This window comes from Pseudomonas deceptionensis (genome assembly GCF_900106095.1).
Classification (GTDB): Bacteria; Pseudomonadota; Gammaproteobacteria; order Pseudomonadales; family Pseudomonadaceae; genus Aquipseudomonas; species Aquipseudomonas deceptionensis.
On sequence record NZ_FNUD01000002.1, the window covers coordinates 3,402,558 to 3,416,151 of the forward strand.

11 protein-coding genes are annotated in these 13,594 nt (G+C 60.2%); 6 read left to right on the plus strand and 5 right to left on the minus strand.

Translation table 11 applies throughout. The features are described from left to right. The first annotated feature begins 3 nt into the window (after window positions 1-3). The gene (locus BLW11_RS15535) at window positions 4-1,299 is read left to right on the plus strand and encodes an ATP-binding protein (RefSeq protein WP_048361944.1); all 1,296 of its coding nucleotides are present in this window, start codon (window positions 4-6) and stop codon (window positions 1,297-1,299) included. A gap of 16 nt (window positions 1,300-1,315) precedes the next feature. Here BLW11_RS15535 and rarD (BLW11_RS15540) read toward each other — a convergent pair whose 3' ends face one another. The 3 genes from rarD (BLW11_RS15540) to BLW11_RS15550 all read right to left on the minus strand — a co-directional run bounded on the left by rarD (BLW11_RS15540) (window position 1,316) and on the right by BLW11_RS15550 (window position 4,816). Continuing rightward, complete coding sequence (rarD, locus tag BLW11_RS15540) at window positions 1,316-2,197, minus strand: EamA family transporter RarD (RefSeq protein WP_048361943.1); 882 nt, start codon at window positions 2,195-2,197, stop codon at window positions 1,316-1,318. Between the two features lie 260 nt (window positions 2,198-2,457). Beyond that, window positions 2,458-3,342, minus strand: coding sequence for an EamA family transporter RarD (gene rarD / locus BLW11_RS15545; RefSeq protein WP_048361942.1), 885 nt, complete (start codon window positions 3,340-3,342; stop codon window positions 2,458-2,460). Between the two features lie 157 nt (window positions 3,343-3,499). Further along, window positions 3,500-4,816, minus strand: a complete 1,317-nt coding sequence (locus tag BLW11_RS15550; RefSeq protein ID WP_048361941.1) for an MFS transporter — start codon at window positions 4,814-4,816, stop codon at window positions 3,500-3,502. 158 nt (window positions 4,817-4,974) lie between these two features. On the opposite strand from BLW11_RS15550, the gene BLW11_RS15555 reads away from it, so the two are divergent. From BLW11_RS15555 to pssA, 3 genes are all read left to right on the plus strand, one after another. Beyond that, window positions 4,975-6,072, plus strand: a complete 1,098-nt coding sequence (locus tag BLW11_RS15555) for a sugar diacid recognition domain-containing protein (RefSeq protein ID WP_048361940.1) — start codon at window positions 4,975-4,977, stop codon at window positions 6,070-6,072. 104 nt (window positions 6,073-6,176) lie between these two features. Then, window positions 6,177-7,313: a glycerate kinase gene (locus BLW11_RS15560; RefSeq protein WP_048361939.1), complete on the plus strand. Its 1,137-nt coding sequence runs from the start codon at window positions 6,177-6,179 to the stop codon at window positions 7,311-7,313. A 160-nt stretch (window positions 7,314-7,473) separates the two neighbouring features. Next, window positions 7,474-8,817: a CDP-diacylglycerol--serine O-phosphatidyltransferase gene (pssA, locus tag BLW11_RS15565; RefSeq protein WP_048361938.1), complete on the plus strand. Its 1,344-nt coding sequence runs from the start codon at window positions 7,474-7,476 to the stop codon at window positions 8,815-8,817. A 41-nt stretch (window positions 8,818-8,858) separates the two neighbouring features. Here the strand turns inward: pssA and BLW11_RS15570 are convergent, their stop codons facing one another. Together BLW11_RS15570 and arnT are read right to left on the minus strand one after the other, a co-directional pair. Then, window positions 8,859-10,400, minus strand: a complete 1,542-nt coding sequence (locus BLW11_RS15570) for an ArnT family glycosyltransferase (RefSeq protein WP_048361937.1) — start codon at window positions 10,398-10,400, stop codon at window positions 8,859-8,861. Next, window positions 10,401-12,089 carry a lipid IV(A) 4-amino-4-deoxy-L-arabinosyltransferase gene (gene arnT, locus BLW11_RS15575; RefSeq protein ID WP_082136290.1) on the minus strand — a complete coding sequence of 563 codons (1,689 nt, stop codon included), beginning with the start codon at window positions 12,087-12,089 and terminating at the stop codon, window positions 10,401-10,403. It lies immediately after the preceding gene. Between the two features lie 399 nt (window positions 12,090-12,488). Between arnT and BLW11_RS15580 the strand changes: the two genes are divergently transcribed. Continuing rightward, window positions 12,489-13,094: an SCO family protein gene (locus BLW11_RS15580; protein WP_048361935.1), complete on the plus strand. Its 606-nt coding sequence runs from the start codon at window positions 12,489-12,491 to the stop codon at window positions 13,092-13,094. 29 nt (window positions 13,095-13,123) lie between these two features. Beyond that, the gene (locus tag BLW11_RS15585; RefSeq protein WP_048361934.1) at window positions 13,124-13,588 is read left to right on the plus strand and encodes a copper chaperone PCu(A)C; all 465 of its coding nucleotides are present in this window, start codon (window positions 13,124-13,126) and stop codon (window positions 13,586-13,588) included. The last annotated feature ends 6 nt before the right edge of the window (window positions 13,589-13,594 follow it).

The window sequence follows — 13,594 nt, forward strand, 5'->3', positions numbered from 1 at the left end:
CCCATGTTAAAGATTCTGATACGCCTCTACCTGGTGACCATCGTGACGTTTGCCCTGGCCAGTTATCTGGTGCCCGGGGTGATCGTGTCGCTGTTTCATGAGCGTTTCATGAACTACAACGTCGACATGTCGCGGGGTATGCAGACCCTGCTGGTCAAGCAGTTCCATCATCTGCCCACTGAGCAATGGCCAGCCCTTGCCCGCGAACTCGACGCTCAGTTTGAACCGATGCAGGTCAATCTGCTGCCCATTACTGATTCCAAGTTCAGCGCCCAGGAACAGCACCAGTTGCAGCAAGGGAAGGGCGTGTTGCGCATTGGCGATTGGGGCTGGCGCACGCTGGTGGTTTCCCCGCTGGACGAGCAACTTGCCATTGAATGGGTGATGCCTCCGGACCCCTTCGACATGAGTGTGTTGTATTGGAGTATCAACGTCCTGATTGGCGCTGCATTGCTGGGTGGCTTGCTGCTGTGGCTGCGTCCGCACTGGCGTGACCTGGAGCGCCTCAAGCTCACGGCGGAGCGCATCGGTCAGGGGCAACTGAGCGAGCGTACGCAGATATCCCGCAGCTCCAACATCCACGGCCTGGCCACGGTGTTCGACACCATGGCCCAGGACGTGGAAAACCTGCTCAATCAGCAGCGTGATTTGCTTAACGCCGTGTCCCATGAATTGCGTACCCCCTTGACCCGCCTGGACTTTGGCCTGGCGCTGGTGCTGTGCGATGACCTGCCTCAGGACAGCCGCGAGCGCTTGCAGGTGCTGGTGGGGCACATACGTGAGCTGGATGAGCTGGTGCTGGAGCTGTTGTCGTTCAGCCGCCTGCAAAGCCCTTCGCTGGTGCCTGAGCGGGTAGAGGTGTCCCTGGATGAGTTTATCGACAGCATTCTCGGCAGTTTCGATGAAGAGCTGGAGGCTCCCGAGATCGTGCTGGACGTTCTGCTGCACGGCACCCAGGAACGCTTTGCCCTTGATCCGCGCCTGACTGCGCGAGCGCTGCAGAACCTGCTGCGCAATGCCATGCGTTACTGCGACCGGCGGATTCAAGTGGGGGTGACCGTCACGGCGCAAGGCTGTGAGTTGTGGGTGGATGACGATGGCATCGGGATTCCCGAGCAGGAACGCGAAAGGATTTTTGAACCGTTCTATCGTCTGGATCGCAGCCGGGACCGGGCAACCGGGGGGTTTGGTCTGGGGCTAGCGATCAGTCGGCGAGCCCTGCAAGCCCAGGGCGGCACGCTGAGCGTTGAGCAATCGCCGCTGGGCGGCGCTCGCTTCAAGCTATGGTTGCCGGCTTGAAGCGAGGTGTAGCGGCTTAGATGGAGCGACGTTGTCGGCTCACATGCTTCAAGCCTTCAATGATCAGCACCACGACCGCGAGCCAGATCGGGCCGTAGGTCAGCCATTGACCGTCTTCCAGGCTGTCACCCAGCAACAGGGCGACGGCGACCAGCAGCACGGGCTCAACGTAGCTGAGCAGACCGAACAGGCTGAACGGCAACAGGCGGCTGGCCAGAATGTACGCGAAGCCTGCCGCCGCACTGATGACGCCCATCAGCGGTACCAGCGCATACAAGGCCTGGCGCTGGGCGCCGAGATCGACATGGGAACCTGCCAGTACAAACCACAGTGCAACCGGAACCATCAACAGCATGTCCAGCCACAGGCCGCCAAGGTTATCGATGCCGATTTTCTTGCGCAGGACGAAGTACATCGGGTAGCCGATAGCCACAACCAATGTGGTCCAGGAGAAACCGCCGGTGCGGTACAGCTCGTTGGCCACGCCGATGACAGCAAGGGCGGTTGCGATTTTCTGCAAGTGCGACAGGTGTTCGCCGTACACGATGCGTCCGGTGAGGATCATCGTCAGTGGCAGCAGGAAATAACCCAGTGACACATCCAGACCATGCCCGTTCAGCGGCCCCCACATAAACATCCACAGCTGCAGGCCGACCAGGAAGCTGGTGAGCAATACGCAAGGAATCAGTAGAGGTTTATCGCGTAAGCGATTGAAAATGATGGGGACCCATTTCCAGTCGCCGGAGAGGCAGATAAAGAGTGTCATGAAGGGCAGCGATATGAGTATTCGCCAGCCGAAGATTTCCTGGCCATCAAGGGGCCAGAGAAGGGAAGTGAAGTAGTACAGGACGCCGAACAAACAGGAAGCCAAAATCGATAAAACAATGCCTTTAGACACAACAACCTCAATGGATCTACAACGTTACTCGTTTGAGTGGGCATGTAGCTTGAGGCTGTTGGGGGTCGTTGGCAAATGCCTTTTAAACCAGTCACTTGGGACTGATTCTTGTTATGTATGCTGAACTTTAAAAAGCCCAAGCAAATACTGGGCCAAAGTCGTTTAAAACGAGCGTTCGTGTTTTTGAAATAAACGATTAACGGTAGGCAGAAATACCGTCAACGGGCGTGGGAGCCGTGTATTTCGGCCCCCACAGGCCGTTACATCGACCTGCGCTGACGCACCAGATGTTTGAATCCTTCAAAAATCAGCACCACCACGGCCAGCCAGATGGGCAGGTAAGTCATCCATTGCCCCGCGCTGATGCTCTCGCCCAGCAGCAACGCCACCAGCACCAGCAATACCGGCTCTACGTAGCTGAGCAGGCCGAACAAGCTGAAGGCCAGCATGCGGCTGGCCAGGATGTAGCTGATCAACGCGAGGGCACTGATGGCACCCAGCAGCGGGATCAGTGCATACAGGGCCGGGCGCTGGCTTGCTACATCAAACCCTTGCTCTCCGCTTTGCACAAACCACCATGCCATCGGTATCAGCAGCAACATGTCCACCCACAGACCGCCAAGGTTGTCGGTGCCTGCGCGTTTACGCAGCACGAAGTACAGGGGGTAGCCGATGGCAACCAGCAGCGTGGTCCAGGAGAAACCGCCCACCCGGTACACCTCGTTGGCGACTCCCAGGGTGGCCAGTGCCGCGGCGATTTTTTGCAGGTGCGAGAGCTGCTCGCCATACACCATGCGCCCGGTGAGAAGCATGGTTAGCGGCAACAGGAAGTAACCCAGGGAGACGTCCAAGCTGTGGCCATTGAGCGGTGCCCACAAAAACAGCCAGAGCTGGACCCCCACCAGGGCACTGGACGCGGCCAGTACGGCAAAGAACCGGGGTTGCTGACGAAGCCGAGAGACGATCACCGGCACCAGCCGCCAATCGCCGGAGAAGCACATGAACAGGGTCATGCAGGGCAGGGTCAGGAGCATCCGCCAGCCGAAGATTTCGGCGCCGCTCAAGGGCCAGAGCAGGGATGTGAAGTAATACATGACACCGAACAGGCTCGATGCCAGAACTGATAGAACAATACCTTTGGACACAACAGCCTCGTTGAAACAAACATTTTGATTATTAGAGGTGTGTAGCTTGAGGCTCTGGTGGCTGCAGGGCAAATCGAAAAGTGAGCGGGTCTCCATTGTGGGAGCGTGCTCCCACAGTTTTTGAGGTTTGGCATCAATCACTGTGGGAGCAAGCGCTTTACGCGTGTTTTATGCCCCGGGTCATGCGCAGTGCCAGCAGGCTGCCGCCCACAATCACGGCGGCCAGGAAGTACAGGGCCGCATCGGTGGAGCCGGTGGCGTCTTTTACGAAACCCACCAGATACGGGCTGAGGAAACCGGCCATCTGCCCCATCGAGTTGATCAGTGCCAGGCCGCCCGCTGCCGCACCGGCGCTGAGCATCGCGGTAGGTACCGGCCAGAACATCGGCAAACCGGTCAGGGCGCCCATAGTGGCAATGGTCAGGCCCAGGATCGCAATGGCCGGTTGTGTGGCGAAATTCACCGCAATCACCAGGCCCAGCGCGCCCATAAGCATCGGTACCACCAAATGCCAGCGGCGCTCCTTGTGCAAATCAGCTGAGCGGCCCACGAGCAGCATGAACACCGCCGCCAGCAGGTACGGGATCGCGCTGATCCAGCCGATCACCAGGGTATCGCTGAAACCCAGGTTCTTGATGATCGAGGGCAGCCAGAAGTTGATCGCGTACACGCCACTCTGAATGCAGAAGTAAATCAGGCCAAAGGCCCAGATGGCCGGGTTCTTGAACACGGCCAGCAGCGAGTCGGTCGAAGACGAGGCCGGTTTGCTGGCGGCATCCAGGCGGTGGTCGGCTTCCAGTACCGCCCGTTCATGTGCCCCCAGCCATTTGGCGTTGGCAAAGCTGTCGCTGAGCAGGTAAACCGCCAGGCCGCCCAGCACCACAGTGGGAATCCCTTGCAGCAGGAACATCCACTGCCAGCCGGCAAGACCGCCCTGGCCTGCAGCGAAGTGGCTGAGGATCCAACCCGAGAATGGCCCGCCAATCAGGCCCGAGACCGGGATGGCGCACATGAACAGTGCCATGATCCGGCCACGGCGAAAGCTCGGGAACCACTGCGAGAGATACAGCACCACGCCCGGAAAGAAACCCGCCTCAGCGGCGCCGGTCAGCAAGCGCAGGGTGTAGAACCCGGCAGGCGTGGTGACAAACATCAGGCAGGTGGACAAGGTGCCCCAGGTAATCATCATCACCGCGATCCAGCGCCGCGGGCCGAACCGGGTCAGGGCCAGGTTGCTCGGTACGCCACACAGCACGTAGCCGATGAAGAAGATCCCGGCGCCCAGGCCGTAGACGGTTTCGCTGAACTTCAGTGCGTCGAGCATCTGCAACTTGGCAAAGCCGACGTTTACCCGGTCGAGGTAATTGAACAGATAGCAGATGAAAATGAAGGGGATCAAACGCAGGGTGATGCGCTTGTAGATGGCGTTTTTATCGTCATCGCTGATCAGCGACGCGGTGGCGCTCTGTGACATTTGATGTCTCTCTTTATTATGATTTTTCACGATCCAGGGGTAACGTTGACCGCAGCTCGAGTCTCGGTCACCACAGCGCCGCTGTCTTTGTGCTACCGCACAGCATTTTCCCGCGTCACCTGTGCCCGTGAACAAACGTTTCCAAGGATTGTCACCCTATGTTTGAACTGGATCATGATTTGGCGCAGGACATCGTGGATCGCGCGATGGCCATCCTGCCGTACAACGTAAACGTTATGGACAGCCAGGGCCTGATCCTGGGCAGTGGCGAACCCGAGCGTATCAACACCCGGCACGAAGGGGCGCAACTGGTGCTCGCCAATGGACGGGTGGTCGAAATCGACGCGCAAACCGCCAAGTGCCTCAAAGGCGTGCAGCCGGGCATCAACCTGCCGTTGCTCCTGGATCAGCGGCTCATTGGCGTGCTGGGCCTTACGGGCGAGCCGGAACTGCTGCGCACCTACGCCGAACTGGTGCGCATGACCGCCGAAATGCTGGTTGGTCAGCGCTATCAGCAGGCCGAGCAACAGTGGCGGCGTCAGCGCTGTGATGACCTGGTGGCCTTGCTGCTGAGTGAAGGCGGTGATTCCCCGCGCCTGATCGACGAAGCGCAGCAATTGGGGCTCAAGCCACAATTGTCGCGGATTCCGTATCTGTTCGAGCTGGGCAAGGGCCAAAGTGCCGAGGCCCTGAGTGCGTGGCTGCAATCGCGCTATCCGGACAGCTGGTGTGTGAGCCCCGCGACGGGTTCGCTGTTGTGGTGTCGGCCGGCAACGGCTGCGCTCGATGACGTGCGCCTGCTGGAGAAACTCGACAGCCAGGGCTGGCAGGTGCTGCGCGTTGCGGCGGGCGGCCAGGCCGATGCACTCAAAGGCTTGCGCCGCTGTTATCGCCGGGTCGGTGATTTATTGGCCTATGGCCGTGATGTGTTGCCGCACACACGGCTGCTGACCCTCAACCGCTACCGGCTGCCGGTGATGCTGTGGCGCCATCGCAATGACGATGCCCTTGAAGAGTTGCTCGGCCCGCTGCACAAGGTCGTGGCCAAGGACAGCAACGGGCAGCTGATTGCCACGCTGCGCAGCTGGTGTGAGCACGACGGCCAGAGCCAGGCCTGTGCAGACGCCCTGGGCATTCATCGCAACAGCCTGCGCTATCGCATGGAGCGTATTGCCGAATTGAGCGGGGTCGACCCCTTGAGCCTCAACGGGATGCTGGCCTTGTACCTGGGCGTGCAGTTGCTGGCACAGAGCTGATTGTCAGAATGAACAACAAACCCTGTGATTGCTTGTGCGCCCGACTGGCGTGTTTATGCCCGGTTACTGGCAGCATGGATGCATAAGAACTGGAGATGCGCCCCATGAAAATCGTGATTGCCCCCGACTCGTTCAAAGACAGCCTGAGTGCCGAAAAAGTCGCCGATGCCATCGCCGCCGGGCTGGCCGATGTTTTCCCCCACGCGCAACTGGTCAAATGCCCGATGGCTGACGGTGGCGAGGGCACGGTTGAGGCCATTGTGGCCGCGGGTAATGGCCAGTTACGCCGCAATCAGGTGCAGGGCCCGTTGGGTGCGCCCGTCGAAGCCCATTGGGGCTGGTTGCCGGACAGCCACACGGCAATCATTGAAATGGCTGAAGCCAGCGGTTTGCAGCTGGTTGCGCCGGGGCAGCGCGATGCGTGCGTCAGCAGCACGTTCGGTACCGGCGAGTTGATCAGGGCCGCGCTGGATGCGGGCGCCCGGCGCGTCATCCTGGCCATCGGCGGCAGTGCCACCAATGATGCCGGGGCTGGCGCGCTGCAAGCGTTGGGCCTGGGGCTGTTTGACGAGCAGGGCAATAGTCTGGCGCGCGGCGGTCTGGCATTGGCCAGGGTGGCCCGTATCGATCTGGGCGGCCTGGACCCGCGACTGGCCCGGGTACGTTTTGAAATTGCCGCCGACGTGAACAACCCGTTGTGCGGAGAGCAGGGCGCCTCGGCAATTTTCGGCCCGCAAAAAGGTGCTTCACCCGAGCAGGTCCGGTTACTGGATCAGGCGTTGGGGCACTTTGCCGATCATTGCGCCCGGGTCTTGCCCAAGGATGTACGTCAGGAGCCGGGTTCGGGGGCCGCAGGCGGGCTGGGCTTTGCCGCCAAGGCGTTTTTCGGTGCGCAGTTCCGCGCCGGGGTTGAAGTGGTGGCAGAGCTGGTCGGGCTGGCCGAAGCGGTCAAAGGGGCCGATCTGGTGATCACCGGTGAGGGTCGTTTTGATGCACAGACCTTGCGCGGCAAAACCCCGTTTGGCGTTGCGCGCATTGCCCAGGCCCAGGGCGTGCCGGTGGTGGTGTTGGCCGGCACACTTGGCGAGGGTTATCAGGCCTTGTACGAGCACGGGATCAACGCGGCATTCGCTTTGACCAGCGGCCCGATGAGCCTGCAGGACGCCTGCGCCCGGGCGCCGCAATTACTGACAGACCGGGCGCGGGACATTGCGCGTTTGCTGATCCTGCGGACCTTGTAGCCGCTGCCGAAGGCTGCGACGGGTTGCGTAGCGACCCATGCCTTTTATCCGCACAGAAGGTCCTTCGGCCCTTATCGCAGCCTCGTTCCTCGACAGCGGCTACAGATCACAGAATCGTGTAAGCTTTGCGGTTCTTCGCATTCGACCCTTAGCGAGCCCTATGCCGTCGCTCTTCAAACGCTCCTTGCTGCCCAAACTGCGCAGCTTTCCGTTGTCCGCCGATGCGTTCAGCATCTTGCCCAGTGCGGCTGAATTTCGTCGCTGCCTGCTGGAGCAGATCGCGGGCGCCCGCCATCGCATCACGCTGGTGGCTTTGTACTTGCAGCAGGATGAGGCCGGCCAGGAGATCCTGGATGCCCTTCACGCCGCCAAAGCAGCGCGCCCCGAACTTGAAATCGTAGTGGTGGTCGACTGGCTGCGGGCCCAGCGTGGCCTGATCGGTGCGGGCAAACAGCCCGGCAATGCGGCCTGGTATCAGGCGCAAACTGCAGCACACCCGACCCACGTGCCGATTTATGGCGTGCCGGTGCAAACCCGCGAGCTGTTCGGGGTGTTGCATCTCAAGGGCTTTATTGTCGACGACTGCGTGATCTACAGCGGTGCGAGCCTGAACAACGTCTACCTGCACAAGCTCGACAAGTACCGTTTCGACCGTTACCACCTGCTGCACAACAAGCAGTTGGCCGACACCATGCAGCGTTTTGTCCAGCAAGATCTGATCGAGACCCGGGCCGTGCATCGCCTGGACCTGCCAACACTGCCGACCACCCGCAGCCTGCGCAGTGCCATTGGTGATTTGCGCAGCCATCTGAAAAAAGCCAGCTACGACACCAGCACCGGCACCGTCGGCCACTTTGGTCTATCGGTCAGCCCGCTGCTGGGGGTTGGCAAAAACAACCCGCTGAGCCGGGTGATTTGCGAACTGATCGCCACCAGCCAGCAACAGCTGACGATCTGCACGCCGTACTTCAACCTGCCGCTGCCCGTGACCCGCGAAATCAATCGGGCCCTGGAGCGTGGTGTGCGGATTGATATCGTGGTCGGCGACAAGACGGCCAACGACTTCTACATCCCGCCGAGCGAGCCCTTCAAGGTCATCGCGGCGTTGCCGTATCTGTACGAGTTGAGCCTGCGCAGGTTTGCCAAAAGCCATCAGCGCATGATCGATAACGGCTTGCTGAACCTGCACCTGTGGCGTGAAGGCGACAACACCTATCACCTCAAAGGCATGTGGGTGGATGACCGCTACACCTTGCTGACCGGCAATAACCTCAACCCGCGTGCGTTCCGGCTGGATCTGGAAAACGGGCTGCTGATCGATGACCCGCGGCGCGAACTGCTCGAGCCACGACGCAAAGAGCTGGACGCCATCTTTGCCGACACCCAGCGCATCAACAACTTCAAGGATCTGGAAACCCTGGCGGATTACCCGCCAGCAGTGGCCAAGTTCCTGCGCCGCGTGAGCCGGGTGCGGATCGAACGGTTGTTGTACCGGATTCTCTGAGTTGCAAGCTGCAAGCGGCCTCGCTTGCAGCTTGCAGCCAGTTACCTGGTGCTCCCGTCCACCACGGCGGGCAGATACACAACACTCCCGCCTTCACGCCGATGCAGCAGCCGGTCACCGTTATCGGGCTGGCTGGTGAGGGTCTGGTGATCCACGCTCAGGTAGCCAAGGGGCAGGGGGTCGCCGCTGCGGTACTGGGCGAAGATCAGTGTGCGTTGCGGGTTGAAATGCTGGCCGCTGGTTTTGTCCAGCCAGGCCATCAAGCCGGCGCTGTCGCCTTCACGGGGGAAGTCCTGGCCCTGCTCGACATAGAAAAACGGCTCGCCCTGGTTCTGCACATACATCGGCAGCTTGTTATCGACATCGATCATCACCATGCGCCACTGATCCCAAGGGGCTTGCTCGCTGGCCCGCGCCTTGACGTCCTGACCGAACTGGACAACCCCGCCGCCGCCGTTGGACCAGGGGTAGAACACGCCCAGTACCAACAGCAGCACTGTCGCACTGACGCCAAAGCCGATCTTCCAGCCACGGGCGCTGCTCTTGCCTTGCGCCATCCGCCGCGTGACCCACCAGGCGGCCAGTAACTGGGCAAAGGGCACCAACGGCAGCACGTAATAGCTGCGACGGCTGCCGCTGGCGGTGAAGAATACAAACAACAATCCCAGCCCCCACACCAGCCATCGCGTATTGGGTTCGATATGCCGCCACTGACGCACGGCGACCCACAGCCCTATCATCCAGAACGGTGCCCACGGCAGGGTGTACGCCGGCAAGTAGATCAGATAGGTGTAAATCGGCCCCATATGGTCGAAGGGGTTGAAGAAACGCACCACGTTTTCACGCAGCACCAGGCCCAACCCGCTTTCGCCATAGGTGGTCGCGCCATACAGATGCGACAACACAAAGGGCAGCATGTACACCGCCCCGGCAATCAGTAACGCCAACACCAGGCGCAGGTTGAGGTGACGTTTCCAGCGTTGCTCGCTCAACAGATGAGGCAGCAGCACCAGCCCGGGCAGGATAAAACCGATCAGCCCCTTGAGCAGTGAAGTCACTGCCAGCAGCAGGAAGAACACGCAGTAACGGCTCAGGCGCGTGTCTTCAGGCCCGCGCCAGTACCACCACACCGCTGCCAGCAGGCCGAACACGGTCAGAATGTCGGCCGTGGCCACCCGCGCCCAAAACACAAAGTAAAACGTGGTGGCCAGCATCCAGCCGGCAATCAGCCCGGTGCCTTTGCGAAACAGCTGTTCGCCGATCGCGTACACCAGCCAGACGCTCAGCCAGGCGGCAAGCACCGACGACAGGCGCAGCGACCAATGGCCCAGGCCGCCCATCAGCCCGGCGGTGGCAGTGATCAGCCAATAGGAGGGCAAGGGTTTGTCGTAGTAGGGCGAGCCCTTGAGGTAAGGGTCCAGGTAGTCACCGCTTTGCAGCATCTGCAGGGCGATATTGGCCCAGCGGGTTTCCGGGCCCCAGAGTTCCCGCGACCCCAGCCCCAGCAACAACAGCACGGCAGACGCGGCCAACAACACCAGCAAGGCCTTTTGCTCGGAGTTCCAGCGTTTGATGTCGATCATTTAAGGCTGAACCTTGGGGAAGATGAATATCGCCAGATTGCCACGCTCGTAGCGCTTGCCACCCAAGGGCAGCAGCTCGACTTCCTGGGTTTCCAGTGCCGAATGAACGCGCATGACCACGCCCACAGAGCCGCGTAGCTGTGCTTCTTTCATCCAACGGCCGATATTATCCATATCTACCTGACGCGCAGCTGAATCGGCATAGCTCAAACCGTATTTCAGTTCGCCCACAGTGTTGTACAGGTTGACTTCAGGTTGGCCCAGACGCCAGGAAAGGGCTGACGCGGCACCCAGATCATTGCTGAGCAAGGTGCTGGTCTGGCCCAGCTCCTGCACGTGCTCGGCAATGAATTGATCAGGCATTTTACTGTTCACGATGTCGCCCGGCATCGCTGTGGGCAACAAGGCTACCAGCAACCCCATGCCCAGGGCCGGAGCGGCCCACAGTTGCAAGGGTTGCAGGGCCTGCAGGGCATTGCTCAGCAACCAGCCCAGCAACACGATGTACCCCAGCGACAGGTTGAAAACCTCGGTGCTGTCGTACACCGGACGGGTGAGTTGCACGTAGAGCAGCCCCACCAGCCCGGCCATGGCCAGCAGTGTATTGAGCACGCCATTGATACGGATTGTGCGGCTGCGTGCCTGGGTGATCCATGTCGCCAGTGCATGGCCCATCAACAGCGCCAAAGGCAGCAGGCACGGCATGATGTAAGTGGGCAGCTTGCCCTTGCTCAAACTGAAGATGGCCAGGGGCAGCAGCATCCACAGCAACAGAAAGCCCATAGCAGGCTGGCGTTTTTGCTTCCAGGCATCGATCAGGGCTGAGGGCAGCAGTGCCGCCCACGGCAGGCTGGCTGCCAGCAGGATGGGCAGGTAAAACCACCAGGGTTGGGTATGTTGCGCATCGGTGGCGCTAAAACGGCGGATGTGCTCGTTCCAGAAGAAGAACTGCCAGAAATCGGGTTCCTGATGCTGGATCGCCACTACCCACGGCAAGCACACGGCCACGGCCACCAGAATCGCCAGCGGGCCGTAGATCAGAACGTCCTTCATCCGGCGCTGCCACAGGGCATACGGCACGGCGATCACCACCGGTAACAGCCAGGCCAGAAAGCCCTTGGTCATGAAGCCCATGCCGCAGGCGAGACCCAAAACGCCCCACGCACACAGGCGTCCACGGCGGGTCTGGCTGTCAAAGGCGAACCAGAGCGCTACCAGGCTCAGGTTGACCCAGAAGGTGAATTGCGGGTCAAGATTGGCGTAGCCGGCTTGCCCGGCGACCAGTCCAAAACTCATATAGAGCAGGGTGCTGGCGAAGCGCTTGAGCGGGTCATTCCACAGCCGCCCGGCGATCAACCACACCAGCCACACACTCAGCCCGGTGCTGACCGCCGAGGCGATGCGTACCCCGAACAGGTTGTCCCCGAACACCGCTTGCCCGATGGCGATCATCCAGTAGCCGGCAATCGGCTTTTCGAAGTAGCGCAGGCCCATGAAATGCGGCGCGACCCAGTTACCGCTATGGAGCATTTCCTGGCTGATCTGGGCATAGCGGGTTTCGTCGGGGATCCACAACCCATGGCTCATCAATGGCACCAGGTAAAACAGCACAAAGGCCAGGATCAGGCTGGGTAAAGCCCAGCGTTCCAGGCTATGGGCCTGTGATTTGTAAGGTGCAGCCGCAACCATGCTTTCCATTTGCGAGCCCGTGTTGGACGTGAATTATGGCCGACACGTTAATCGGGGGCAGGTTGGGGCGAAGTGAAGCCAATGTGAAAAAAACGGATGGCCACGGGGTGAGGGGCCCGAATCCAGCCCCGGAACCTGCCTGAGTCGATTTGTCGCAGCCTTGCCGGATCGCCGCGGTTTTGCTGGCCTCGACGAGCAAAGTGCACCATTGAAGGGCATACCCGCCGTGCGACCAGCCGGGGAGAGTGGTAAATTCTGCGCTCATGAAACACGTCTATCCCACAGCAATCGTACGCACTTGACCTGAAATCCATCGGTCGTGAAGCGTACAACCCTGCCTGATGTCGCGCAGGGCATAGGTTTTTATCGTCAGATCAAGACCGCTTAAAGGAAACCTACATGAATCAATTACTGACTCGCCGCCATGTTGTCGCGGGCCTTGGCTTGCTCAGTCTCGGCTTGCTGGCGGGTTGCGATCCAGGCAGTGGTTTGTCGTACAAGTACGGTAAAGACTTGAGCAATGAAATCCTGGGGCGAAAGTTCAAGCTCAGGGACGCCCAGGGCAATGAGATGATGCTGGGCAGCTTTCGCGGGATGATGCCGATGATTTTCTTCGGTTTCACCCAATGCCCCGCGGTGTGCCCAACGGCTTTGGCGCGCGCCGCACAGGTCAAGAAAATGATGGGCCCGGACGGCGACCGGTTGCAGGTGGTGTTTATCACCCTGGACCCGGAGCGCGACACCCCGGCCATGCTCGATGCCTATGTCAAAGCGTTCGATCCGAGCTTTATTGCGCTGTCCGGCACGCTGGAAGAAACCGCCGCCACGGCCAAAGAGTTCAAGGTGTTTTACGAAAAAGAGCCAAGCGGCTCGTCGTACACCATCGCCCACACCGCCACCAGCTTTGTGTTTGATACCCGCGGCATTTTGCGCCTCGGCCTGTCGCCTTCGCTGTCGGCCAAACAGTGCACCGAAGACCTGCTGACCGTGATGTCGGTCTGCTGATCCACGTTCCCTTTGAAAGAGCCAACGCCATGAAACCTGTTAACTACCTGTTGTTGTCGCTGCTGGGCCTGAGCTTGCACGTTTCTGCGCAAACCGTGGTGGACGATGCCTGGGTGCGCGCCACTGTCGTTGGGCAGCCTGCCAGCGGTGCGTTCATGCACATTACTGCTGACCGCGACAGCAAGCTGGTTGAGGTCAAATCCCCGGTTGCCAAAACCGTGCAGATTCATGAGTCGACGATGAAAAACGACGTCATGAGCATGAAGCCAGTGACTTCGGTGGCCTTGCCGGCCGGTAAAACCATCGCTATCGAACCTGAGGGCTACCACGTGATGCTGATTGATCTGGTAGGCCAGATCAAAGAGGGCGATGACGTACCGCTGACCCTGATTGTCGAGGACGCCAAAGGTGTCAAAGAATCGATCGACGTCACCGCCAAAGCTCGCGCGCTGAACAGCATGCCGATGCATGATCATGGCGCGATGAAGCACTGATAGCCG